Source organism: Flavobacterium tiangeerense, from assembly GCF_007830355.1.
In the GTDB taxonomy this organism is placed as follows: Bacteria; Bacteroidota; Bacteroidia; order Flavobacteriales; family Flavobacteriaceae; genus Flavobacterium; species Flavobacterium tiangeerense.
Genome location: NZ_VLKO01000010.1, coordinates 120,411 through 144,791, shown reverse-complemented (window position 1 = coordinate 144,791; position 24,381 = coordinate 120,411). Strand labels below are relative to the sequence as shown.

Below are 24,381 nucleotides of genomic sequence, written 5' to 3'. Positions count from 1 at the left end.
ATAAAACGTTAATATCTTGTTTCCAATTTAATGTAAATAAGTACTTTTTTTACAATTCGAATAGCAACTTAAATAGTTACAATACACAAAAATCCTTCTATTTATAATTATTCTAAGTCATAAGATGATATAAATTAATAGTAGTTTCTGGTACAATTCTTATATTTGGATTCTAAAAAAAACAATAAAACAATGGACTTTATATACCAGGATCCCTATCCAATTTTAAAAGATGATACACAGTATCGAAAAATCACATCCGATTTTGTAAAAGTAGAGCAATTAGGCGACAGAGAAATCTTAACCGTTGATCCAAAGGGTTTAGAGTTGCTTTCGCAAGAGGCCATGAAAGACGTTTCTTTTATGCTTCGTACGTCACATTTAGAAAAATTACGTGCTATTTTGGATGATCCAGAAGCAACCGATAACGATCGTTTTGTGGCGTATAATTTATTGCAAAATGCTGCAGTAGCTATTGATGGACAATTGCCATCTTGTCAAGATACCGGAACAGCGATTGTAATGGCTAAAAAAGGAGAAAATGTATACACAGGTGTAGATGATGCCGAGTGGCTTTCAAAAGGGATTTTCAACACCTACCAAGAGAAAAACCTGCGTTATTCTCAAATTGTGCCAATCAGTATGTTCGAAGAAAAGAATTCCGGTTCTAATCTTCCAGCACAAATTGATATTTACTCTAAGAAAGGAGCTACGTATGAATTCTTATTTTTAGCAAAAGGTGGAGGTTCAGCCAACAAAACCTATTTGTACCAACAAACAAAATCGCTTTTGAACGAAAAGTCGATGGATGCATTTGTACGTGCCAAAATTATGGATTTAGGAACTTCTGCTTGTCCGCCATATCACTTGGCATTTGTAATTGGTGGTACTTCTGCTGAGGCCAATTTGGCAGCAGTGAAAAAAGCTTCTGCTGGATATTTTGATCACTTGCCAACTACAGGAAACATGGCTGGTCAAGCATTCCGCGATTTAGAATGGGAGCAGAGAGTGCAACAAATTTGCCAAGAAAGTGCTATTGGAGCACAGTTCGGAGGGAAATATTTTACGCATGATGTACGTGTAATTCGTTTGCCGCGTCATGCCGCTTCTTGCCCTGTAGGATTAGGAGTTTCGTGTTCTGCTGATAGAAATATAAAAGGAAAAATTACTAAGGACGGTATTTTTGTAGAGCAGCTTGAGGTGAATCCAGGGCGTTTATTGCCGGCAACTCCACCACATTTAGAGCCTGCTGTTGAAATTGATTTGAACCAACCTATGGCTGATATTCTTAAAAAACTGTCTCAATATCCTATTAAGACGCGTTTGAAATTGAACGGAACTTTAATTGTAGCGCGTGATATTGCACATGCTAAAATCAAAGAATTATTAGATGCAGGTAAACCTATGCCAGAGTATTTTAAAAATCATCCCGTGTATTATGCCGGTCCAGCTAAAACTCCAGACGGAATGCCGTCGGGAAGTTTTGGTCCAACCACGGCTGGTAGAATGGATGTTTATGTAGAAGAATTTCAAAAAGCGGGCGGAAGTATGATTATGCTTGCCAAAGGAAATAGAACCAAACAAGTAATGGATGCATGTAAAACTTACGGTGGTTTCTACCTAGGTTCTATAGGTGGTCCAGCGGCTATTTTGGCTCAAGATAACATCTTAAAAGTAGAAGTAGTAGACTTTGAAGAATTAGGTATGGAAGCGGTACGTAAAATCACAGTGAAAAACTTCCCTGCTTTTATTATTACAGATGATAAAGGAAATGATTTCTTTGAAAATTTGTAACATTTAAATACAAGTACTCAATAGGTTTTCGTAGAAAAAAATATTCTAGCGCAAATTCGCAGATGCAATCATCTGTGGATTTGCGTTTTTTTTTGTCAAGTTATTACGTGGTTATGGCGCTTCGCTCTTGTTATTTCTAGGGTAAAGCAGATGACGATTACTTTTTTTGCATCTTCATTCTTTTAATCTAGAGACTGATGGTTTAGCAATAAATTGTATTTTTCTACAGTAAATAAGCAAAAACATGTAGCGCGCTAACACGAAAGTTCTGTCAATCTTTAAGTTATATTTAGTTTTAATAGTTGTTTTTTAAAAAAAATGTAAAAATGGAGTTGTAATATTCACAAAAAAAAAGTTATTTTCGTACGCTACTTTAATTTTATCCCGTACAAAAGGAGGATAAGAATAATAAAAAAAAGTTTTTCAATTGTTATATGGTATGAATTTAAAAAAATGGTTCCAATTTATTAAGCCTAATTTTAAGTTCTATCAGGACGGTTTTTTCGAATTCCCATTTGTGGCAAACACGCCCGAATTATTCATAGAGTCTACTATAAAAAGCCCCGGTAGCAAACATATTGCACAGGAGCAATTAGTAGTACGGAATAATCTTTTTATAAAGGGTTCAATGCGTTATCGGAAAATTGATGAAGGTTTATGGCTAACGATAACCGATATAGAATTTAAGCACGATAGCGTAATCAAATCAGTCTATGCTCCAGATATTCCTAGTGAGCATTATTCAATAACATTTTCAGTTTTTAATAGCGAAGTGCAATTAAATAATGTCTTTATTAATAAAATGCCTTTCCAAAATAAATTTTGGGCTTTTAAAAAACCAGGGGTTGATGTAGGTGCTTGTTTTTACAAGGGATCTAAATGCCTGTTTTATATCTATTATGTAAGTCCAAGTTGGATTCAAGATCATATTCCCTTGGATCAATTGGATAGCGCGCTTCCTTTTAAAAAGTTTTTAGATTCAGATAAAGGTTTTGTGTCTTATCAAGATATTGTGCCTAATGCTGTAGAATTGTCTCAAGAAATTTTAGATACGTATAAAACGTTTAATTCGAATGTTTTAAATAAAACTATTTTGAAATCACAATCCTTGAGCTTATTAACTTCTTTTTTTAATAATGTTTTTGCAGATAATCGAGCAGATGATTACCAAGAAAATGGAATTGTTGATTATAAAAAAATAGCAAAATGTGAATTGCTGATTAGTACAAATTTATCCAAACCTTTTATTGGGATAGATGCGTTGGCTGAGAAGCTCCGTATCTCGAATTCAAAATTAAAAACAGACTTCAAGTCGGTTTACGGAATTTCGATTCTGCAATATAATATAGATAAAAAAATGGAACTGGCTTTGCAACTACTTGAAAATTCGAGTATGCAAATCAAACAAATTGCGCTAGAAGTAGGGTATGATAGTCCCAGTAAATTTAGCGCTGCTTTCAAAAAAAAGCATGACAAACTACCTTCTGATTTACGTCTAAAATAATCAACTTCTATTTTTTATTTCAATACCTATTCCCAAAAAGTGTCCTAATGAGCTATTCGGTTCATTATAGTGTCGTTTAAATTTGTTCACTTCTTTAACGTGGTTTAAAGAAAATAAATCAGTAGAGCTGTACAGTTATCTACTTGTTTTAATTTTCTGTAAAACAATATGATTTTGGCTCATCATCTTTATAATTAGATTATCAAATATACTTTACTGGTGTATTGACCTGTATAATCGATAGCTATATTCATCTAAGTATCTTTCGATATTTTGTTCCAGCATCCATGAAAATCATAGGAATTTTAGCTTTTCTTTTAAACTCTATTTCTTGTATTTCCAATCTCAAATGTACTATTTGAAATTTAAAATAGTACTCCAAACGTATAAGGGGCTACAATAATTTTTACTTAGCAACTTTCAGAAAAAAATATAGTCAAAATGGAATAATCGTGCTTTTCTACCCAAAAGATATTGGGTATTTGTCAAAATAAAATCTACAAACTTTGGTGCTTTAAACTTGCGGATTTAAGGTTGTTAACAGAAATTTTTGTTAAAAAATGTCCGAATGGGCTATCGATTTGTCTGAATGGGCTAGTGGTATTCAATAAAAAGCAATTATTTTCGCGCCTTAATTTAATTTTTCGCCTTCACAAAGGGGCAATAAAACGCAATACAACCAGTAAAAATAAATTTAAAATCAATTCGTTATGAGAACAAAATTACTTTCGTTATTAATGTTGCTTACAGTAGCAATCAATTACGGGCAATCATCTGCAAATGTGGCTGGAATTGCTATTCAAGGAATTGCAAGAGATAATAATAATGTTGCAAGAACTAGTTCGACTATTAGTTTGACTTTTCGTATTTATTACGGCTCTAATGTTGCTATTTATGAAGTTACTAAAACAGTTACTACAGATGCTTTTGGTGTTTTTTCAGCAGTTTTGGAACCAGGAGAAACTAATAATATAGTGATAGCTAATACGCAGGCCTATCTAAGAATTTCAGAAGGTTCAACAACCATTTCTGATGAAAAACTAAAACAAGTACCGTATGCTATTGCAGCGAGCAATGGTGTGCCAACAGGTTCTATTATGCCCTTTGTTGGGACTACTGCACCAGTAGGGTGGGTAATGTGTGATGGATCTGCCTTACCTGCAGATGCTTTGGGTGGAGCTCCCTTACGAGCGCTTGTTGGGGATAAAGCTCCAGATTTACGAGGAATGTTTTTAAGAGGAGCAGGAGAAAACCCTGATTATGCCGCAGAAATACAATCAAATAATTTAAAAGCTGTTCAAAGTTCTGATAATAAAAGTCATAATCATACAGGGAATACTAGTAATGATGGTAATCATTATCATAATATGTTTACTAATGCAACTAGTGGTGGTGGTCAAGCTAATATTACTGACGTCGCAACAAGTGATCAATTATACAAAGTTGCACCAAGGAGGGATGGAGGTGGAGGATGGGACACTGAATTAAAGTATTCACCTCTTCAAACAAGTGATGTAATAGATAAAGGTAGAACATCAACTAATGGAGATCACAACCACAGCTTTACTACTGCTACCGCAGGTACTACAGAATCTCGTCCTATTAATTACGGTGTAAACTACATTATTAAACTATAAGTTATAATTATGAAAAAAATAATTATAGCTTTATTCCTAGGGCTCATCGCCACAGGACTGAGAGCACAAAATACCGAAGGGGCTAAAATAGTTCCCGTCTCTCAGGCAATACAAAAAAACGGGTTTACCATTCAGGTAGGTCTTCCTTATTTAGGGCAAAATCAAAGTGCAGCTACCCGTCCAACAAAACCTGCGGATCTACGTTTTCCGTGGGGTGTATTGTACTTGTTTCCTACTTTTACAGAAGATTCTTTTGATGTTTCCAAAGGATATTTTGGAGACAAAATATTAATTAGTTGGGACCTGAGAAGTAATTTTGAAAAAATTAGTAGTATTAAAATCTACAAAAGAGAATACAATCTAGCACAAGATAAACCCTATCAATTTGTAGGAAGTGTTGCGCCCAGTGTAACCCAATACGAGGATCGTTATGCTGAGGGTAATGTGTTATTTCAATATAAAATTGTTGCTGAAGGCGTAAGTAATATAGAAAGTTTATATAATACCTACATCACAGGTTTTGGATATCGAAATCCTACGGCTATTGTAACTGGAAATGTTAGTTACAAAGGGGGGAATCCTGTAAAGGATGTAATTGTAATGGCTAATTCGGCAGGAACAAGCGTCAATCAAGGGAGTTCCTTGTTGATCCCTGCTGCATCAAGTTTGAATATCGAAAATACAAACAAAGCAATTACTACTGCGGTAACCTACCAAGCTTGGGTAAAACCCAAAACAGCTTACACGGATGATGCAGGAAGTGCAATAAAGTTGTTTCAACTGAAGAGTGTGGACAACAAAACCATTGAGGCATCGGTAAAATTAAAAGCAAGTACCAAGAAGCTAGAAGTTACCATTGGAGGTAGTGTATATGTTCTTGAAAATTATTATCCGTCTGGCGATATTAATGGTAGAGGTGATGATGTACTGATTCCAGTTTCGAATTTCAATACTAACTTTGTTCATTTTTCAGTTATCATGAAGGACGGTGTTGTGCCTACTTTATTGATTAACGGTAGAGCGATAACAACAGCATACAAAGATCTTGCTGATTCCAAACTCAAAGGAATTGATGTAGCCTATACGGCACCTTATTTTAATGTAAGCGTTCCAACGGCAACCAATACTTTAAAAATTAGTGGTGCTGATACACAATGGAAAAATGTGTATGCCGGTGGTGGAAAAGATGCTTTTCTGGATGAAATTAGAGTCTGGAAAGCTGGTTTAGAAACACAACAAATTCGCACCGATTATTCTCGTTACATCAGTGGGAACGATTCTCGATTGGTAGCGTATTTAAGAGCCAATGAAAAAGTAGGTCAATTTGCTTATGATTTATCTAGAGATGGATTTAATTATAACAAAAACCACGGAAAATTAGGCAACTCGGGTACCGAAGTTACATGGTCAAGTGGTTCAGGTGATTTTCCAACCGCGAGTCAATTAGGCGTTCTTGGGGTTACGGATGTAAATGGAAACTATGAGATAAGTTCTATTCCTTACTCAGGTACGGGTGAATCTTTTACCATAACACCTTTATACGGACAGCATAAATTTGAACCTGGACAACAATTGGTGTTTTTGGGGCAAGGTTCTGAGGTGGTTAATAAAATTAGTTTTATTGATAATTCTTCTTTTAGTTTCAAAGGAACAATAGTGTATGACACAAGAGGGGTATTTCCTTCCTATGTAGATATTGACACGAAAAAACTTGAGAATAAAGGAACATCTTGGATAGAGGGGACCGGAATTGTAGACGAGGGATACAATTATTATACAAAAGGAAGCGAAAAATTCTCAAAAGGAGAATATTGGCTAAACAAAAATGGAACAGATGATTATTTAGATCGTTATGCAAGCATTAAAACAGCAGGTGCCAATGTGTATATCGATGGCAACATTGTTTTGGATGCCAATAGTATTCCCGTAGTGTCTGATGATGCTGGCTATTTTGATATTAGTGTCCCTATTGGTAATCACTACATTACCGTAAAAAAAGACGGTCATGAGTTTACCTACAACGGACGATTCCCTGCAGCATCAGGATCTACCAAAGAATTTTTTGAAGATTCAAACGAAGCAGTTGTGTTTGTTGATAATACCCGCGTTACCGTAATAGGGAAAGTGGTTGGTGGATCAGTTGAGGCAGCTAAAGATGCTGGTTTTGGAGAGGATGGCCTCAAAACGTTACCAATAACAGACGCGAGTGGCAATTCTAAAACAATTGACGTTAGTACTCGAAACAATATTGGAGTAGCTTCATTTACTTTAGAATACAAACCCCTAGGAGGTGCTGCGACACCGTATACTAAGGCTGAATTCAAAACCAAAGCAACTTCGGGAGAATATCGTGTATCGCTTTTGCCGTTGCAATATGATTTGAAAGCAGCAAATTTAACGATTCCTGAAAATACTGATATTGCATTGATAAAAGCGGGAACAACTGAAACGCTTAATTTCTCGAAAGTAGTAGCAACTACTAAACCTATTTTTACCTACACTGACAATAAAATCGAAAAAACTTTGGAGGGGAAACCATACCATTACGAAAAAAGTTTTGTGTACAGGTCTACTCCGATACTAAAAGTAATAGAGCAAACTTCGGATAAAAAAATAGTAGTCGATGGTACTAACATAGAGACTACAAATTTTACTACTCCAGTTTATACGCAATTTAGTCCTTATTCTATTGTGTTAAGTCGTTTTGAACGCTATACGAATCAAGATAGTAAGCCTTTTGTAGAAGTACAAGTTCCCGTTAGTGATGGGGAATTGATTGTAAATAATAATTTGGCTTTAATCAACTCAGAAACGGTGGTTGTTGATCCAAATGATTCAAGTAAATTGACTTATAGTTTCAAAGCAGGACTGCCATCAGTTGCACCGCCGTTTAAAATTAGTAGTAGTTTAAAATACCGAATTAATGAGAAGGATTATGGTGTTGTAGATTATGAACCGCTTGGGATTATCTTAGGAGGTAAGTCAGATGGTAGCCAAACATTTGTAACAGCGGCACCAGACATTCCAGAGATCGTTTTAAGAGACCCTCCGGGTTCTAATAGTTTTGCATCTATTGAAAAGGGAGAGAGTATTTCTTTTACTACAGAAAGTTCTTTGTCAAATTCTGCAGGCATATCAACTGAATTTAAAGTTTTGCTTGGGCCAATATTTAAAGCCGGTGGAGGAATCGTTGGTCCTATAATTGAAGCAGAGAGCACGAACAATGTTAATCTTGGAATTGGGTTAACGCAGTCCTCAACTGATGGAAAAAGTTTAACTAAAACCTATACTTTTAATCAAACTATTTCTACTAGTGATGATCCTGATTATGTAGGTTCAATGGGGGATTTGTATATTGGAAACTCTAAAAATCAATTTTATGGTTCTTTTGATGATGTAAAACCATCTAAAACAATACCTACGAAAACTGTTAATGGGGATAAGGTAGCATTAGCAGATGGGGAATACATTAATTTAGGAACTACTGAAGCACCATTATATATCAGCAAGCAAAAAGCGGTTTATTTTGTTGATGAACCATCAGAAACCTTTTTTATCTATTCGCAAAAACACATTTTGGAGACTTTAATTCCAGAATACGTTTTGTTTATAGATAATATAAAAAATAAAATTTTGACCGAGGGAAAAGATGGAACTTTAACCATAGCGCAATATGAGGAAAGAATTCGTTTGTGGAAAAAATTAATTTTGGACAATGAGTTAAATAAATATTTGGCCAAAAACAATCGCACAGCCTATAAGGCAAAAGTGACCAATGTACTTACTGAATTTAACAGTTCAATCAACAGTGAAATCAATAGTGGGGGAGCAGGACCTGTAGCGATTGCAAATCTTAAGAATAAATTAGCTGAATCTAAAAAAACGAGTGAACTATTGGATAAATATTTCCAAAAAAATATCTCTTTTGACTCTGGTGTAGGCGAATATACTCAGAGTGTTGAAACTAGTATTGTTGCGTCTTCTTCTTTAGCTTATAATCTAACAATAGATGAAAGTTTAGGGCTAGAAATCGGTGTTAGTTTAAATGGAATTGGATTTAATAATTCTACAAAAGCTGTTTTTCAACAAGATATTAATTCCGCACTTACAGAAGAATCTACCAAAACAACAACCATTAATTATACCTTAAAAGATAATGATCAAGCTAACTTTTTGAGTGTAGATGTTGTTAATGCCTTTGATGGAAATGGTCCAATCTTTATCACGCAAGGAGGTAGAACATCTTGTCCTTATGAAGGAGCAGAAGAATCTTTGTTCTATTGCAATGGCGTGTTTAAAGATTACGTTGCTAAAACTATTGATGTTGACAAGAGGATTGCAGACAATCAAAGTGCAATAAATGCTAAGCAAAGTGAAATAGATAAAAATAGAAGTAATGATCCTGCTTCTCTGGCTAAAAAAGCAATAAATATAGGGGAATTAAATGTATTAATACAGAGTAGACAAACTTTAGTAGAAGAAAAAACAAAGTATGATACAGCCTTTTCAAGCTTTTCAAGTACTACATCTAATTGTACAGATGGTAATGCAATAGCACAGTTGAGCTATGCTACTCAAAAAGTAGAAGTACCTGTTTTAAAAGTGACTGTTGCTGACATTAGTAATGTAACCGAAGGTAGAAATGCAGAGTATGAATTGATATTAGAAAATCAAAGTGCTGCTGGTATTGATGCTGATTACAGATTGGTAGTTGATAATACAACAAATCCGGATAATGCGATCATAAACATCGAGCCTAATGGTACTATTGTTCGTGTACCTTATGGAAAAAAGATTACCTACAAGTTGACGTTAGGGAAATCTATTTCGGATGTATACGATTATAAGAATATAAAAATTAGGTTAGAATCGCTTTGCGATGGTGAAGACGTAAGTTCAGAAGTTGCTATTTCTGCGAGCTTTGTTCCATCTTGTTCGATTGTTCTTGTAAACGCACCTTTGAACAACTGGGTGTATAACAGAGAAGTAGCTTATAATACCGATGGATCCACTAAACCGTTACAAGTAAAATTGAATGGCTATAGTACTAAATTCAAGAGTTTTAAAAAGATCGATCTAGAATATCGATTGGCAACAGCTTCTAACTGGACACGTCTGCAAACCTACTATGGAACACAAGCTTTTTTAGATGCAGCAGTTGCGGCGGGCGAAACAAGTATTAAATTAATCGGTTCAGATGTGGTTTTAAACTACGCATTTGATATTGCTGCTAAGAAATTAATTGATGGAAAATATGAAATTCGTGCTAGAAGTACTTGTACAAATGATACCGAATTCATTTCTGATATTACAACTGGTAGAGTAGATTTGAATGCGCCTTTACGTTTTGGAACCCCATTACCTATCAATGGAATTCTAGGAGCAGGCGAAGATTTGAAAGTGTTTTTTAACGAACCTATTTTCTATAATTCGGCAGTTTCTACTATTGAAATAAAAGGGCAGACGAATCAACTAGAAATTGATCACAATGTGTCCTTACGATTTGATGGCGCTACGAATGAAGCCGTAATCAATAGCCCAAGAATTACAACAGGAGATTTAGCTTTTGAATTCTGGATGAAAAATAGTACTACTGCAACAGCAGCGACTATTATTACCCAAAAAGATGGGGTTAATATCAAATTAGAAAATGGTTCAGTATATTTTGAATTGGGTGGTTTAAAAGCTAATGGAGGTATTGCCAATGACGGATTGTTTCATCATTATACCTTTACTCATAAAAACAATACTGGAACGCTTCGTATCTATCAAGATGATAAAGAAATTGGAGCTAGTACAGGTGTCAGCAATGTACAATTTTCGAACAACAATGCGTTAACTATTGGTGGTAATACATTTGTGGGGAACATGCATGATTTACGCCTTTGGACTAAAGACATTAATTTAGATGAGGCTTACTCCAAAATGTATGCAAAACTAATAGGGAATGAAGCCAATCTAGTTGGATATTGGCCTATGGATGAAGGTAGAGGAACTCTAGCTAACGACAAAGCAAGATTCAAGCATGCTATTGTTAAAGAAGCATGGGATATTAAGCCAAAAGGAACTTCGTATGAATTTGCAAACGGTCAAAATTTAAAATTAGATCAAGTTGGCTCTGTGCAGTTAACTAAAGAGATGGATGCTACGGTTTCTTTCTGGATGAAAACGGGTGTTTCGCAAGAAGCAACTTTGTTCTCGAACGGAAAAGGTGATGGTACTGATCTAAAACAATCCAATGGTTTTAGTAATAAATGGGCTATCAACTTGAAATCTACAGGTAAATTGACCTTGGAGACTGAAGGTAATTCGTATGAATTAGCAAGTCAAAATATGGCCGACAATACGTGGCATCACGTAACATTACTGTTTAACAGGTTAGGTTCGTTACGTACGTATGTTGATGCTGTTGCAGTTTCTTCAAATCCAATGGTGAATATTGGTGGTTTCTCTGGAAACAAAGTTTGGTTAGGAGCACGTGGAACCACTGATTTAGGTGGTGCCGAAATAGTTGATCGTGCATATACAGGTAAACTAGATGAAGTTCAGTTATGGAACACCTTACGTAACGTGGAGCAAATCACTCGTGACCGATATAATGAAGTTAGCCCAGAAAGTATCGGATTGATGCTCTATGCTAGAATGAACGAGCCAGATCCAAAAACGGCTAATGGCCCTCGTTATTATCATGTAGATAAAGGGCAGGCTGGTTTTCCAGACAATGCTGTTTTAAGTAGTGGTACTGTTAAATATTCAGATGATGTACCTCCAATTAAGCCAGAGCGTACGTTAATCAAATTTCAAGTAAACAATGTGGTCAATCAAGATCAAATGATTTTAGAACCAGTGGTAACAGACTGGGCTTCATTAGAAGGTCAGATTATTGATATTACAGTTGATAAAATGTTTGATAGTGCAAATAATATGCAACAATCGCCTATTACGTGGACTGCTTATGTAAAACGCAACGAAGTAAGTTGGTTTGCAGAAGGTTATAATGATATTGTCGATATTGTTAAGAAAACAGGCGAAGAAAAATCTTTTGATATTACTATATTGAATAAAGGAGGAAAAGGGCAGCCATTTGCTATTAATAATCTACCTAAATGGTTGACTTTAAGTAAAACATCTGGTACGATTTCACCTGCTAGCAAGGTGGTAATTACTGCTACTATTGATAAGGACTTAACTCCCGGAGAATATCTAGAAAACCTGTATTTAAAAACAGATTTTGGATACGATGAAAAAATGCAAATTAAGCTTAGAGTACTCGGTCAAGAACCAGTTTGGACAGTAAAACCGACCGATTATAAGTACAGTATGAATATTGTAGGTCGAATTAAAATAGACGGAAAATTTTCTGAGGACAGTTACGATAAAATAGCTGCATTTTCAAATGGAGTGGTTAGAGGATCTACAAAGTTAGTTTACAATGCTGCCTATAAAGAATATTTTGTATTCTTGACAGTATATAGTAATTCTACTAGTGGTGAGAATATCGACTTTAAAATATGGGATGCTTCTCAAGGAGCAATTCTAATAGCAAACATGAATGCGAAAGCTTCAATTCCGTTTGAAGAAAATGAAATTCTAGGTAAACTTAGTTTGCCAGTTATTTTTGAAAACTCTGCAGTCATAGAGCAAAAAATCAATCTTAATTCGGGTTGGACTTGGTTGTCGTTGAATGTGAATGATCCTAATTTTGCTAATCTTAATACATTGACTAGTGCATTGAAATTAGAAACTTCTGATCGTATGTTGATCAATTCGCCAGCGCGTTTGGAAACCTACTTTAAGAATGAAGCGATACCGGCTAATAGTGGTTGGTCTGGAACTATTTCAGCTAATGGTGGTTTAACTAATTCTAAAATGGTAAAAGTATACTTAACGCATGAGCAACCTTTGACTATTAAAGGAACTGCTATTGATGTTAGTAATTGGAGTTTTCCAATGCAAGAAAAATGGAACTGGCTTCCGTATACTTTAGGAGGAAACCAGCAAATAAATGAAGCTCTAGCCTATTTTGAAGCAGCAGATGGGGATGTGATTAAATCACAAAACTTGTTTGCAATTTACGATCCGCTTATTGGATGGAATGGAACCCTTACTTACTTAGAATCTGGTAAAGGTTACATGGTGAAATCTACGAAAGCACAAACATTTAAATATCCAAGTTATTTAGCAAGTACGAGTAAAATCAAAACGGCTAAAAAGTCTGACAATGCAAATGAAGTTAGTCAAGAACCTATTAGAGCTGAGTTTAAGCAATATGCTGACAACATGAATGCGGTGGTTTTATTACCTGCAGGATACAATGAATTGTTTGTTTATGATGCTCAAGGTGTCTTAAAAGGGTCAGCGACTAATCAATCTGTAAATGATAGTAAACTGAGTTTTATAACGGTTTATGGCGATACTACTGAAGAGCTAGCATTTTACATTGGTAACGGAATAAGTACTAAGAAAACATCGAAGAAATTTACTTTCAAAGGAAACGATGTACTAGGAACAATTTCAAAACCAATCATGTTGGAAGAGATGACAGAAGGTGTTAGTGTTTACCCAAGTCCATTTGATAATGAAATAACTATAAGAGCGAACGCAGTTCAAGATCAAAATATTAGCATCACACTGTATTCATTATCTGGTAAAGTAGTACTAGATGTTAAACAAAATGTTGTCAAAGGGGAAAATGTATTGAAAATTCAACCAACCGTTGCATCTGGTGTTTATGTACTTCAAATTAATATAAATGGAGGAATCATCACTCATAAAGTGATGAAGAACTAGTATTAAATGAATTTAGATGCCAAGACACCATTTTAGGTGTTTTGGCAATTTAAATCAATTTAAAATTTAATCTATGAAAAATTTTATATACAGTACTATTGTACTGTTTCTGGTGAGTTTTAGCACTTTTGGTCAGTCTCCGTCTTGGACTTTGAATGAAAATAATTTTCAATACACAATGACTTTTGTTGGATCTTTAAATATTGATGGAGTTCGATTAGCTAATGTTAATGATAAAGTAGCTGCATTTGTAAACGGAGAATGTCGCGGTGTAACTAATTTGATTTATGTGGCTACCGAAAACAAGTACTATGCTTATCTGACTGTTTTTTCGAATACAAATAATGAAACGATAAGTTTTAAAATGTATGATTCGGAAAAAAATGTTGTTAAAGATGTTTTTAAAACAGCAAGTTTTACATCCAATGCTAATTTTGGAAATCTGTCTCAAACGTATATTTTTTCAAACAATGCTTTACGTCAAGGTGCAGATCTTTTAGATGTTGGTTTTGTTGGCGTGACTCGCAATGATATAACCATTGTAGGTAATAAAGTAACAGTGTTTCTTAATCCAGGACAAACGGTAACAGCATTAAATACTACTTTTACAAGTAGCCCTGGGTCTACCGTCTATATTGGAAATGTGCAACAAACTTCGGGTTCAAATAGTTTGGATTTTAGCAATCCGGTTGTTTTTAAAGTCTATTCTGAAGATCTAAATGTTGTGAAGGAATGGACTGTTGCGGTGCAAATGCCTACCTATCCTGTAACCTTACCGACTGTTTTTACTTTGTCAAAATTAACGATAAACGAAAATCAAGCTGTTGGGACTGTAGTAGGCGATTTTAATGTACTGATAGAAGATAGAGTCGTTTCGGATCTTTCGCTTGTTGCTGGTGATGGAGGTTTTGATAATTCTTCATTTGAAATCATAGGAAATAAACTATTAGTGAAAAACATCTTCGATTTTGAAACGAAAAGTATTTATAAAATTCGTGTTCAAGGGATAAGCAATCGTAAAGAAATTGTCGAGAAAATTTTTGAAATAACGGTTCTAGACGATAAATTACCAACGGTTTTTACTTTATCTAAATCAACTATTGATGAGAACCAAGCAGTTGGAACTGTTGTAGGAGACTTTACAGTCGCTAAGGAAGATAGAACTGCATTTACCTTATCATTAGTTGACGGTGCAGGCGGTGAGGATAATTCTTCATTCGAAATCATAGGAAATAGTTTGAAGGTGAAGAGCATTTTTGACTTCGAAGCAAAAAGTAGTTACAAAATTCGCGTGCAAGCAGTGAGCAGTCGTGGAGATGTTTTAGATCAAAATTTTACGATCACGGTACTAGATGATAAATTACCAACGGTTTTTACTTTATCTAAATCAACTATTGATGAGAACCAAGCAGTTGGAACTGTTGTAGGAGATTTTACGGTTGTTAAGGAAGATAGAACTGCATTTACCTTATCATTAGTTGACGGAGTAGGTGGTGAGGATAATTCTTCATTTGAAATCACAGGAAATAGTTTGAAGGTGAAGAGCATTTTTGACTTCGAAACTAAAAATATTTATAAAATTCGCGTTCAAGCGGTTAGTAGTCGTGGAGATGTTTTAGAGCAAAATTTTACAATCACGATACTAGATGATAAATTACCAACGGTTTTTACTTTATCTAAATCAACTATTGATGAGAACAAACCTGGAGGAACTGTTGTAGGAGACTTTACAGTAGCTAAGGAAGATAGAACTGCATTTACCTTATCATTAGTTGACGGAGTAGGTGGTGAGGATAATTCTTCATTCGAAATCGCAGGAAACAGTTTGAAGGTGAAGAGCATTTTTGACTTCGAAACTAAAAATATTTACAAAGTTCGCGTTCAAGCGGTTAGTAGTCGTGGAGATGTTTTAGAGCAAAATTTTACGATAACAGTTCTAGATGATAAATTACCTACGGTTTTTACGTTATCAAAATTAACAATTGACGAAAATCAACCAGTTGCAACTGTAGTTGGAGACTTCACGGTTGTTAGAGAAGATAGAACTGCATTTGTATTAAGTTTTATCGAAGGTGTGGGTGCAGATGATAATGCTTCTTTTGAAATTATTGGTAATAGCCTGAAGGTGAAAAGTATTTTTGACTTCGAATCAAAAAGTACTTACAAAATTCGTGTTCAAGCGGCAAGTAGTCGTGGAGATGTTTTAGAGCAATCTTTTACGATCACAGTACTAGATGATAAATTACCAACTATTTTTAGTTTGTCAAAAGTGAACATTGACGAGAACCAAGTTGTTGCTTCTGTAGTGGGCGATTTTACGGTGATTAAGGAAAATCGCACTGTATTTGCCTTATCATTAGTTGATGGTGTAGGCGGAGAGGATAATGCCTCATTCGAAATCACAGGAAATAGCTTGAAGTCTAAAGAAATGTTTGACTTTGAAACTAAGAATAGTTACAAAATTCGTATTAAGGCACAAAATACATTGGGCGAAGTACTGTTTGCTAACTATGTAATTACTATCAATGACATCAATGATACGCCTGTTTTAATCACAATCAGTAATGATAAAATCAATGAAAATCTACCTGCAGGTACTGTCATAGGAACATTAAAGACAAAGGATCAAGATAAGGATTCTAGTATCTATCGTTTTTCTATAAGCGGTTCTGATTATTTGAACTTTGATCTTGTAGGTGAACAGTTGGTGTTAAAGAAAAGTTTGGATTTCGAAAAGCAAAACGTTTTTCAATTTGAGCTTATTAGTAATGATCAAAGAGGTGGTGAAGTAAAGGAGAAAATGACTATTTACGCCCTAGACGTAAACGAAAATCCAGTAATCACTAAAAATGTTGGATCAAATGCAGTAAACTTTGTGTTAGCAGGTTTGTCTAATAATGCTATTGAAGTTGGCAAAGTACAAGCAACAGATGTGGATGCAAATAGCGCCCTAAGTTGGGAAATAAGCCCGGGTCAGCAAGTTCCTTTTACCATTACTAAAGACGGAATTATAAGCTTTGATGGTACAATTGATCCTAACAATAAAACGAGTTATAGTTTTACCGTTAAAGTAACAGATAATGGAACTCCTAAACTGTCTGATACCATTACTGTAAACGTAACTATTGAGTTTACAGTTAATGATACTTTGATGTACAACAATTTGGTTTCGCCAAATGGAGATGGTCTCAATGATCGATTACTCATTAATAATATACAGTTGTACAGTAATTATGTATTGGCTATTTATAATTCTAAAGGTCAAATGGTTCTCAGTACGAGCAATTATAAAAATGACTGGACGGGTAATGGCTTAGCAGAAGGAGAGTATTATTTATATTTTACAGGAAAGGACCCAAGCAACAAAGAACGTGTTTACAAAGAGCTTGTTAGGCTGGTTTACAATTAGTGTAACAACCTCAAATAACCATAAGTTAAACTTTGTAAATGATCAATAATTAAAAAATAAATGAAATATTTAGCAAAAAATATAGTGTACAGTGTAGTTCTTGTCTTGTTCATTATCTCTTCGGGTAAAGCGCAGTACCAATTAAACAATCGCTTGATTCAGCAAAATAAGTTGGGTGTCAATGTTGCCTATGCTGGTGAGCTTGATAAAATGCGCATGTCACTCGTAGCAGGATCAACTCCAAACAAAGTCGAAGATGCTAATACACTCAAATGGCAGCAACTAACCCTTGATTTACCACTGGGCAGTAAGTTATCAACAGCAACGGTGTTTACTAAAATAACTGCGGGTAGTTTTTCGCAAATGCAAGTTAAACAAGCCTTCGCTTATCGGGTGGATTTATCCGAAAACCAAACGTTATCCGTTGGTTTTGGACTGAGTTTTAATCAGCAAAATATCGATTTCAAAACTGGCTTTACGCCAAATAGTTTTGTGGATTTAAATGATCCTTATTTGTCTGGAGAGAATTTCTATGAAAATAAGCTGGGCTTAGAACTTGGTTTTGTGTACAAGTTTAAAAACTTCCAATTCTCAGTAGCGCTTCCTTCTTTAGGTAAAGAAAAACCGTATAACAATGAAGTTACTGCCTACACAGAGTACAAGTTTAAAGTAGGCAAAGACCTTGATCTTGTTCCATCCATTTTGTATGCACAAACACAAAGGAATCGATATGAACTTACCAATAGTTTGAATTTGAATTACCAAAAAAGAGGTTGGCTACAGGTTGGTTATGTAGATAATGGCCAGATCAATATGGGCTTTGGATTGAATATAAAAGGGCTTGGAGTTGGTTACAATTTCGGCTATGTTCAGCAAGGCAAAGTCAGTGCCATTTTTGGAAACAGCCATCAATTTGGCCTGTTCTTCAATTTGTAACTGTAAAAGATGGGCTAACATTAGTCTTATCAACTTTTAACCACAGATATTCAAATATTTATTATTTGTGTGTCTGTGTTTTTTTTTGCTTTATTTCCTGCTCCTCAATGTGCGTCTAATGTTCCATTTTCTTTGTTAACATTTTTGAATTCTGCAGCAGTCCAATTATTTTCTGTATCTACAAAGTTGATAGTACTAGAATAATTTGTTCCTTTTTTCATGTTGTAAGTCATTATTTCGCATCCGTGTGCAGCCCCCGTTAATATGTAGATAGCTCCGCTTAATGTAGTTCTGATGGATTGTTTCCCGTAATTTCGGGTAGCTGCAATAGCTTCGCTTGTATTTTGAGTTTTATTTACTGCTTTATTTTCAGTTGGTGCGAATTTTAAGAAAACTCACGTTTGTCAGGCTAACTCTTTTGTGTTTCGGTTTTTCGTTCTAATAAAGCGTAGTAATTAGATTGAAAACAAAAAATGCATCCTGATTAGGGATGCATTTTGTTGTAAAATATTTTCGTTAATTACTATTAATCTATTGCCATTTCTGGAATTTCACCATTAATGATTAGTGTTGCTTCGGTAGAAGCGATGATGTGTTCCACTGTAACGCCTGGCGCACGCTCTAAAAGCTTAAAACCTGCTGGAGTAACTTCTAGTACCGCAAGTTCGGTTACTACCTTTTTAACGCAGCCTACACCCGTTAATGGCAAAGAGCATTTTTTAAGGATTTTTGATTCGCCTGCTTTATTTACGTGCATCATAGCTACAATGATATTTTCGGCAGAAGCCACTAAATCCATTGCGCCGCCCATTCCTTTCACCATTTTACCAGGGATTTTCCAGTTGGCGATATCACCATTTTCTGCAACTTCCATAGCGCCAAGAATGGTTAAATCTACTTTTTGAGAGCGGATCATCCCAAAACTCAATGCTGAGTCAAAAAACGATGCTCCAGGCAAGGTTGTAATGGTTTGTTTTCCTGCGTTGATGATGTCGGCATCTTCTTCTCCAGCAAAAGGGAATGGTCCCATGCCTAATACGCCATTTTCACTTTGAAATTCTACCGAAATATCGGTACGAACATAATTAGCCACCAAGGTAGGAATTCCAATTCCTAGGTTAACATAATAGCCGTCTTGTACTTCTTTGGCAATTTTTCTTGCTATATCTTCTTTTGTTAAAGCCATAATTTTATTTTTGAAACTTGTAAGTCAAATAAGTTTTTATAATTTGAGCATTCTTAAATTATAAAAATGAAGTTCATATAATTCTCTGCAAACTGAATACTATTTTTGTCTCACAGTTCGTTGTTCAATTCTTTTCTCAAACGTTTCTCCTTGAAAAATACGTTGTACCATGATTCCAGGAATGTGAATTTCGTTTGGGTCTAATGCGCCTACAGGCAAAAGTTCTTCCACTTCGGCAATGGTAATTTTTGCAGCTCCAGCCATACTAGAATTAAAATTACGGGCAGTTCCTTTAAAAATCAAATTCCCTGCTTCATCACCTTTCCAAGCTTTTACTATAGCAAAATCAGCTTTGTAAGCCAGTTCCATGATGTGCATTTTGCCATTAAATTCGCGAACTTCTTTTCCTTCAGCTACTTCAGTTCCGTAACCTGCTGGTGTGAAAAATGCAGGAATTCCCGCTTGTGCAGCACGGCATTTTTCGGCTAGTGTTCCTTGAGGTGTCAATTCTACGTCTAATTCTCCTGAGAGCATTTGACGTTCAAACTCGGCATTTTCACCCACATACGATGAGATCATTTTTTTGATTTGGCGCTTTTGCAAAAGCAATCCAAGTCCAAAATCATCTACACCGGCATTGTTTGAAATACAGGTTAAATCGGTTACGTTTTTTTGAACCAATTCTGCAATACTATTTTCTGGAATTCCACATAATCCAAAACCGCCTAGCATGATAGTCATGCCATTTTCAATGCCTTGAAGTGCATCTTGAACGGTATTTACTTTTTTGTTAATCATAAAAATAAGGTCTATTTATCGAATTTTAATCTATTGATGAATTGAGTTTTAAGTACGAATGCCCTAGCCCAGATAATAGTGGAAATCCTTTTTAAAAGCGATTTTTCATCGCATTTAAAAAGATTGCAACGTATAGCTGGATTAGCTCCAAATGAAAATTTTACAATTCAAACTCTTCTGTATCTTGTTCTACTGCTGTAGTGTCTACCACTTTTTTAGGAACGTAGCAATCTACTTTTATAGATAAGTTAGCCGGTCTTTCAAATGGTTCTTTAGATACCTTTAGAGCAGGATCCTCGTAACACAGTTTCATGAAATATCCCCAAACTGGTAGAGCTGCCGTAGCTCCTTGACCGTACGTAATGCTTTTGAAACGTGCAGAACGGTCTTCACAACCTACCCAAACTCCGGTTACTAGATTTGGTACCATTCCCATAAACCAACCATCAGATTGGTTTTGTGTAGTTCCTGTTTTTCCTGCAATTGGGTTTCTAAAAGAATAAGGATAACCTGTCCAACGGTTGTCTCCATTACCGCCTCCAGTCGTACGCAAACGGTCACCTGAGCCACCCTCGGTTACGCCTTCGAGTAATTTTACTACTGCGTATGCAATGTCTTTATTCAATACATCGTGTGATTCTGGAATAGGCTCATAAATAACCACCCCACTTTTGTCCTCAATCTTGGTGATAAATTGAGGTTTTCTATACACACCTTCATTAGCAAAGGTACTGTACGCCGCTACCATATCATGAACAGTGATTTCTACGGCACCAAGTGCTATGGATGGCTGAGTAACAATCTCTGATTTTACTCCTAATTTATGCGTTAATTCAATAACTGCTTCGGGACCTACTTTATCGATAAGTTTTGCAGATACGGTATTGATCGAGTTTGCCAAACCTCTTTTTAACGTTACCATTCCGCGATACTTGTTGTCAGAGTTTTTAGGTTCCCAATCTTCGGTTACGTGGTGACGCCCTTTACGAATCATAAACGGACCATCGACAATAGAGTCACATGGCGACATATTCAATTGTTCAATTGCGGTTGCGTATACGAAAGGTTTGAAAGTAGATCCTACTTGTCTAGCTCCCTGACCTACGTGATCGTACTGGAAATATTTGTAATTAATACCGCCTACCCAAGCCTTGATGTTTCCGGTTTGTGGTTCCATGGCCATTAACCCAGCTTGTAAAAAGTGTTTGTAGTAACGGATAGAGTCTAAAGGAGTCATGATAGTATCGCGTTCCCCTTTCCAAGTAAAGACTTTCATTTTGGTCTTTTCGCTAAAAGACTTTATGATTTCTTCGTCGGTTTTGTCCAATGATTTCATGATAGACCAGCGGCTAGAAGATTTCATAGCTTGGTTGATAATACGCTGTGTTTCTACAGTTGAAATATTTACAAATGGCGCGTTTTTATTGTCTTTTGACTGAATAAAAAATTCTTCTTGCAAGTTTGCCATGTGTTCTTTTACAGCTTCTTCAGCATGCAACTGCATTCTGGAATCAATAGTGGTATAAATCTTAAGACCGTCCTTGTAAATATCGTAATCAGTACCGTCTGGTTTTTTATTCTCTTCAACCCATTTCTTCATGTAATCACGCAAATACTCTCTAAAATAGGTAGCAGTTCCGTCTTTGTGAGTTTGGAGTTTAAAGTTTAATTTTATAGGTAAACTTTGCAATCTTTCTTTTTCTGATGAAGAGATGATGTCGGCTTTTTCCATTTGCAAAAGCACTACATTTCGGCGGTTTTTTACTCCTTGCGGATTGCGAACGGGATTGTACAATCCAGAGTTTTTAAACATACCGACTAGTATTGCTGACTCGCTGATGGTTAAATCTTTTGGCTCCTTAGAAAAATAAGTTTTGGCAGCAGAACTTACTCCTACAGAATTGTTTCCAAAATCATATACATTACAGTACATGGCTATGATTTCATTTTTTGTGTATTGTCTTTCTAAACGAATAGCAATAATCCATTCTTTTATTTTTTGTACAATTCGAAAAGGCAAAAATTTTGAACCTTCTCCATGAAAAAGTTGTTTGGCTAATTGTTGTGTCAACGTACTCGCTCCTCCACTGGTTCCAAAACTTGAAATGGCTCTTAAGGTTCCTCTACCGTCAATTCCAGAATGTTCGTAAAAACGAGCATCTTCAGTAGCTACTAGGGCCTGAACCAGGTTTTTTGGTAAATCAGAGTATTTTAATTGAGACCTGTTTTTTTCGAAATACTTACCAATGACCACACCATCAGCCGAAATAACTTCGGTAGCTAGGTTAGAATCCGGATTCTCTAAGTCTTCAAAGGAAGGCATGGAGCCAAACAATCCCCAAGAAGCAAAGAGGAAAAATAAGCCTACGCTTCCTAAACCTATGAAGAATATTTTCCAAAATTTCTTTTGATAATACGCGATGCTTTTATCATCGTTTCTTGTTGGGTTGTTGTTTTTTTTGATAGCCATAATACTAATTTATTCTTTTTTTTCAATTCTAAATCCTACTTCGGTGATTCCGTTAAGGGCTGTTACACCGGGAACTTTTCCGTTTTCTCGTACTGCTTGCTTAATGTGTACTTTGTATTTTGATCGCAATCGAACATTTTCTTTATAAAAAAGTTTACTTTCCTTAATGTCCGAAAACCCATCTCCTAAAAGTGTTCCATCAACATCAGCCATTTGGTATTCTAGTGTATCAACCTTGGTAAATCCATTAGGCAATTCCATGGCAACAATCAAAAACAAATTATTGAATTGATAATTGTTATTTGCCCTCAAGTTTACAAACAAGTTGTAGCGTTTCGTAGAGTCAAGTATAGGTAAGTTAAAGGTAACAGTACTGTCTTTATGCCATGCATTGCCCACTGAGTGGTATTCATCAAAACTCCTTTTTTTGTCACAAGAAAAGAAGAGTATCGTAACCAAAAAGAGTATGGTGCTATTTCTTATCCACATTTTTTGTAATAATTATTGGTTTGCGGGGTTCTGCTGGTTTTTTATCAGCAGGAGCAGGACGGTTATTGTTAGGTCTTGCCGTATTTGCGGGTTTGTTATTGGTTATTTTATTAGCAGGTTTTGCTGTATTTGTTGTATTTGCTGGTTTATTGCTGGTTATTTTGTTAGCAGCCGGTTTACCTGCATTTGCTACAATGGCGTTTTCGCTAGTAGGTTTGCGTTTTTTATTATTTTTCTTCCTTGGTTTAGGTTGGTCAAATCGCGTTAAACTTTCTTGACCCATAGCATTGTTAAAGTTTTTCTCTGGTTCAACAATAACTTCAATAGCATAATCTTCTAGGCAGGAAACTTTGTTTTTTAACTTGTTTTCGGCAATGATTTCTTTGACTTGATCAATTTTTAGTACATGCCAATTAGCAAAATTATTGGTATAGGCAAACCACATAAGCCCTTTAAAGATGTCCTGTTTTTGGCAAATCGCATCTCCTTTTTCAGTAACTAGTTTCGTGTCAAAATCAGGAAAATATTTTAAAGCATCCATGTAAGTGTCTAGCTCATAGTTCAAGCAACACTTCAGTTTACCGCATTGTCCTGCTAGTTTTTGTGGGTTCAAGGACAGTTGTTGGTAACGTGCAGCTGAGGTATTTACACTTCTAAAATCAGTCAACCAAGTAGAGCAACACAACTCTCTTCCGCAAGAGCCAATCCCGCCCAAACGAGCTGCTTCTTGACGGAAACCTACTTGTTTCATTTCAATACGCGTGCTGAATTCTTTTGCGAAATCTTTGATTAATGCTCTAAAATCAATTCGATCGTTTGCGGTATAGTAAAAAGTAGCTTTTGATCCATCTCCTTGAAATTCAATATCCGAAATTTTCATTTCCAGTTTTTGAGCAATGGCAAGTTCACGTGCGCGAACTTTCATAGGCTCTTCGCGGTCGCGAGCTGCAGACCAAATATCAATGTCTTTTTGTGATGCTTTTCTATAAATTTTCGGAATTTCGTTGCTGCTAGGATTCGCTCCTTTTTTCTTCATTTGAATGCGAACCAACTCACCTGTTAGCGTTACTATACCGATATCATGTCCTGGAGAAGCTACCGTGGCAACAATATCTCCCATGCTCAAAGTTAATTTTTCAGTATTGCGGTAAAATTCTTTACGACCGTTTTTGAAACGTACTTCAACACAGTCAAAAGGGGCGTCGCCATTGGGCAAACTCATATTCGAAAGCCAATCAAAAACCGTTAATTTATTGCAGCTATCGGTGCCGCAAGTCCCATTATTTTTACAACCCTTTGGTGCGCCACCATCAGAAGTTGAACAACTTGTACATGCCATAATCTTATATGTAGTGTTGTGACGAGCAC

The 24,381-nt window shown here is 35.7% G+C and carries 11 protein-coding genes and 1 pseudogene; 6 read left to right on the top strand and 6 right to left on the bottom strand.

The features are described from left to right. The first annotated feature begins 192 nt into the window (after nucleotides 1–192). Complete coding sequence (locus IQ05_RS12715) at nucleotides 193–1,794, top strand: fumarate hydratase (RefSeq protein WP_144893517.1); 1,602 nt, start codon at nucleotides 193–195, stop codon at nucleotides 1,792–1,794. Nucleotides 1,795–2,233: 439 nt separating this feature from the next. Next, the gene (locus IQ05_RS12710; protein ID WP_144893515.1) at nucleotides 2,234–3,298 is read left to right on the top strand and encodes a helix-turn-helix transcriptional regulator; all 1,065 of its coding nucleotides are present in this window, start codon (nucleotides 2,234–2,236) and stop codon (nucleotides 3,296–3,298) included. A gap of 135 nt (nucleotides 3,299–3,433) precedes the next feature. Here IQ05_RS12710 and IQ05_RS15540 read toward each other — a convergent pair. Then, a pseudogene (locus tag IQ05_RS15540) lies at nucleotides 3,434–3,592 on the bottom strand (IS1595 family transposase); the annotation flags it as partial. 416 nt (nucleotides 3,593–4,008) lie between these two features. Here IQ05_RS15540 and IQ05_RS12705 point away from each other — a divergent pair. The 4 genes from IQ05_RS12705 (at nucleotide 4,009) to IQ05_RS12690 (ending at nucleotide 18,070) form a co-directional block, all read left to right on the top strand. Continuing rightward, a complete protein-coding gene (locus IQ05_RS12705) occupies nucleotides 4,009–4,935 on the top strand; it encodes a tail fiber protein (RefSeq protein ID WP_144893513.1) in 927 nt (308 codons plus the stop codon). Between the two features lie 9 nt (nucleotides 4,936–4,944). Beyond that, nucleotides 4,945–13,725, top strand: a complete 8,781-nt coding sequence (locus IQ05_RS12700) for a LamG-like jellyroll fold domain-containing protein (protein WP_244289575.1) — start codon at nucleotides 4,945–4,947, stop codon at nucleotides 13,723–13,725. A 73-nt stretch (nucleotides 13,726–13,798) separates the two neighbouring features. Continuing rightward, on the top strand, nucleotides 13,799–17,134 hold the full coding sequence (locus IQ05_RS12695; protein WP_144893511.1) for a cadherin domain-containing protein: 3,336 nt from the start codon (nucleotides 13,799–13,801) through the stop codon (nucleotides 17,132–17,134). Nucleotides 17,135–17,194: 60 nt separating this feature from the next. Continuing rightward, on the top strand, nucleotides 17,195–18,070 hold the full coding sequence (locus IQ05_RS12690) for a type IX secretion system membrane protein PorP/SprF (RefSeq protein WP_144893509.1): 876 nt from the start codon (nucleotides 17,195–17,197) through the stop codon (nucleotides 18,068–18,070). Nucleotides 18,071–18,596: 526 nt separating this feature from the next. Here the strand turns inward: IQ05_RS12690 and IQ05_RS12685 are convergent. From IQ05_RS12685 to IQ05_RS12665, 5 genes are all read right to left on the bottom strand, one after another. Then, on the bottom strand, nucleotides 18,597–19,256 hold the full coding sequence (locus tag IQ05_RS12685) for a 3-oxoacid CoA-transferase subunit B (protein WP_144893507.1): 660 nt from the start codon (nucleotides 19,254–19,256) through the stop codon (nucleotides 18,597–18,599). Nucleotides 19,257–19,355: 99 nt separating this feature from the next. Beyond that, complete coding sequence (locus tag IQ05_RS12680; RefSeq protein ID WP_144893505.1) at nucleotides 19,356–20,054, bottom strand: CoA transferase subunit A; 699 nt, start codon at nucleotides 20,052–20,054, stop codon at nucleotides 19,356–19,358. 160 nt (nucleotides 20,055–20,214) lie between these two features. Further along, entirely contained in the window at nucleotides 20,215–22,524 is a 2,310-nt protein-coding gene (locus IQ05_RS12675) for a penicillin-binding protein 1A (protein WP_144893503.1), read from the bottom strand. A 9-nt stretch (nucleotides 22,525–22,533) separates the two neighbouring features. Next, nucleotides 22,534–23,013, bottom strand: a complete 480-nt coding sequence (locus IQ05_RS12670) for a gliding motility lipoprotein GldH (RefSeq protein WP_144893501.1) — start codon at nucleotides 23,011–23,013, stop codon at nucleotides 22,534–22,536. Beyond that, on the bottom strand, nucleotides 22,997–24,352 hold the full coding sequence (locus IQ05_RS12665) for a PSP1 domain-containing protein (RefSeq protein ID WP_144893499.1): 1,356 nt from the start codon (nucleotides 24,350–24,352) through the stop codon (nucleotides 22,997–22,999). The genes IQ05_RS12670 and IQ05_RS12665 overlap by 17 nt, the downstream gene beginning before the upstream one ends. Nucleotides 24,353–24,381: the final 29 nt, after the last annotated feature.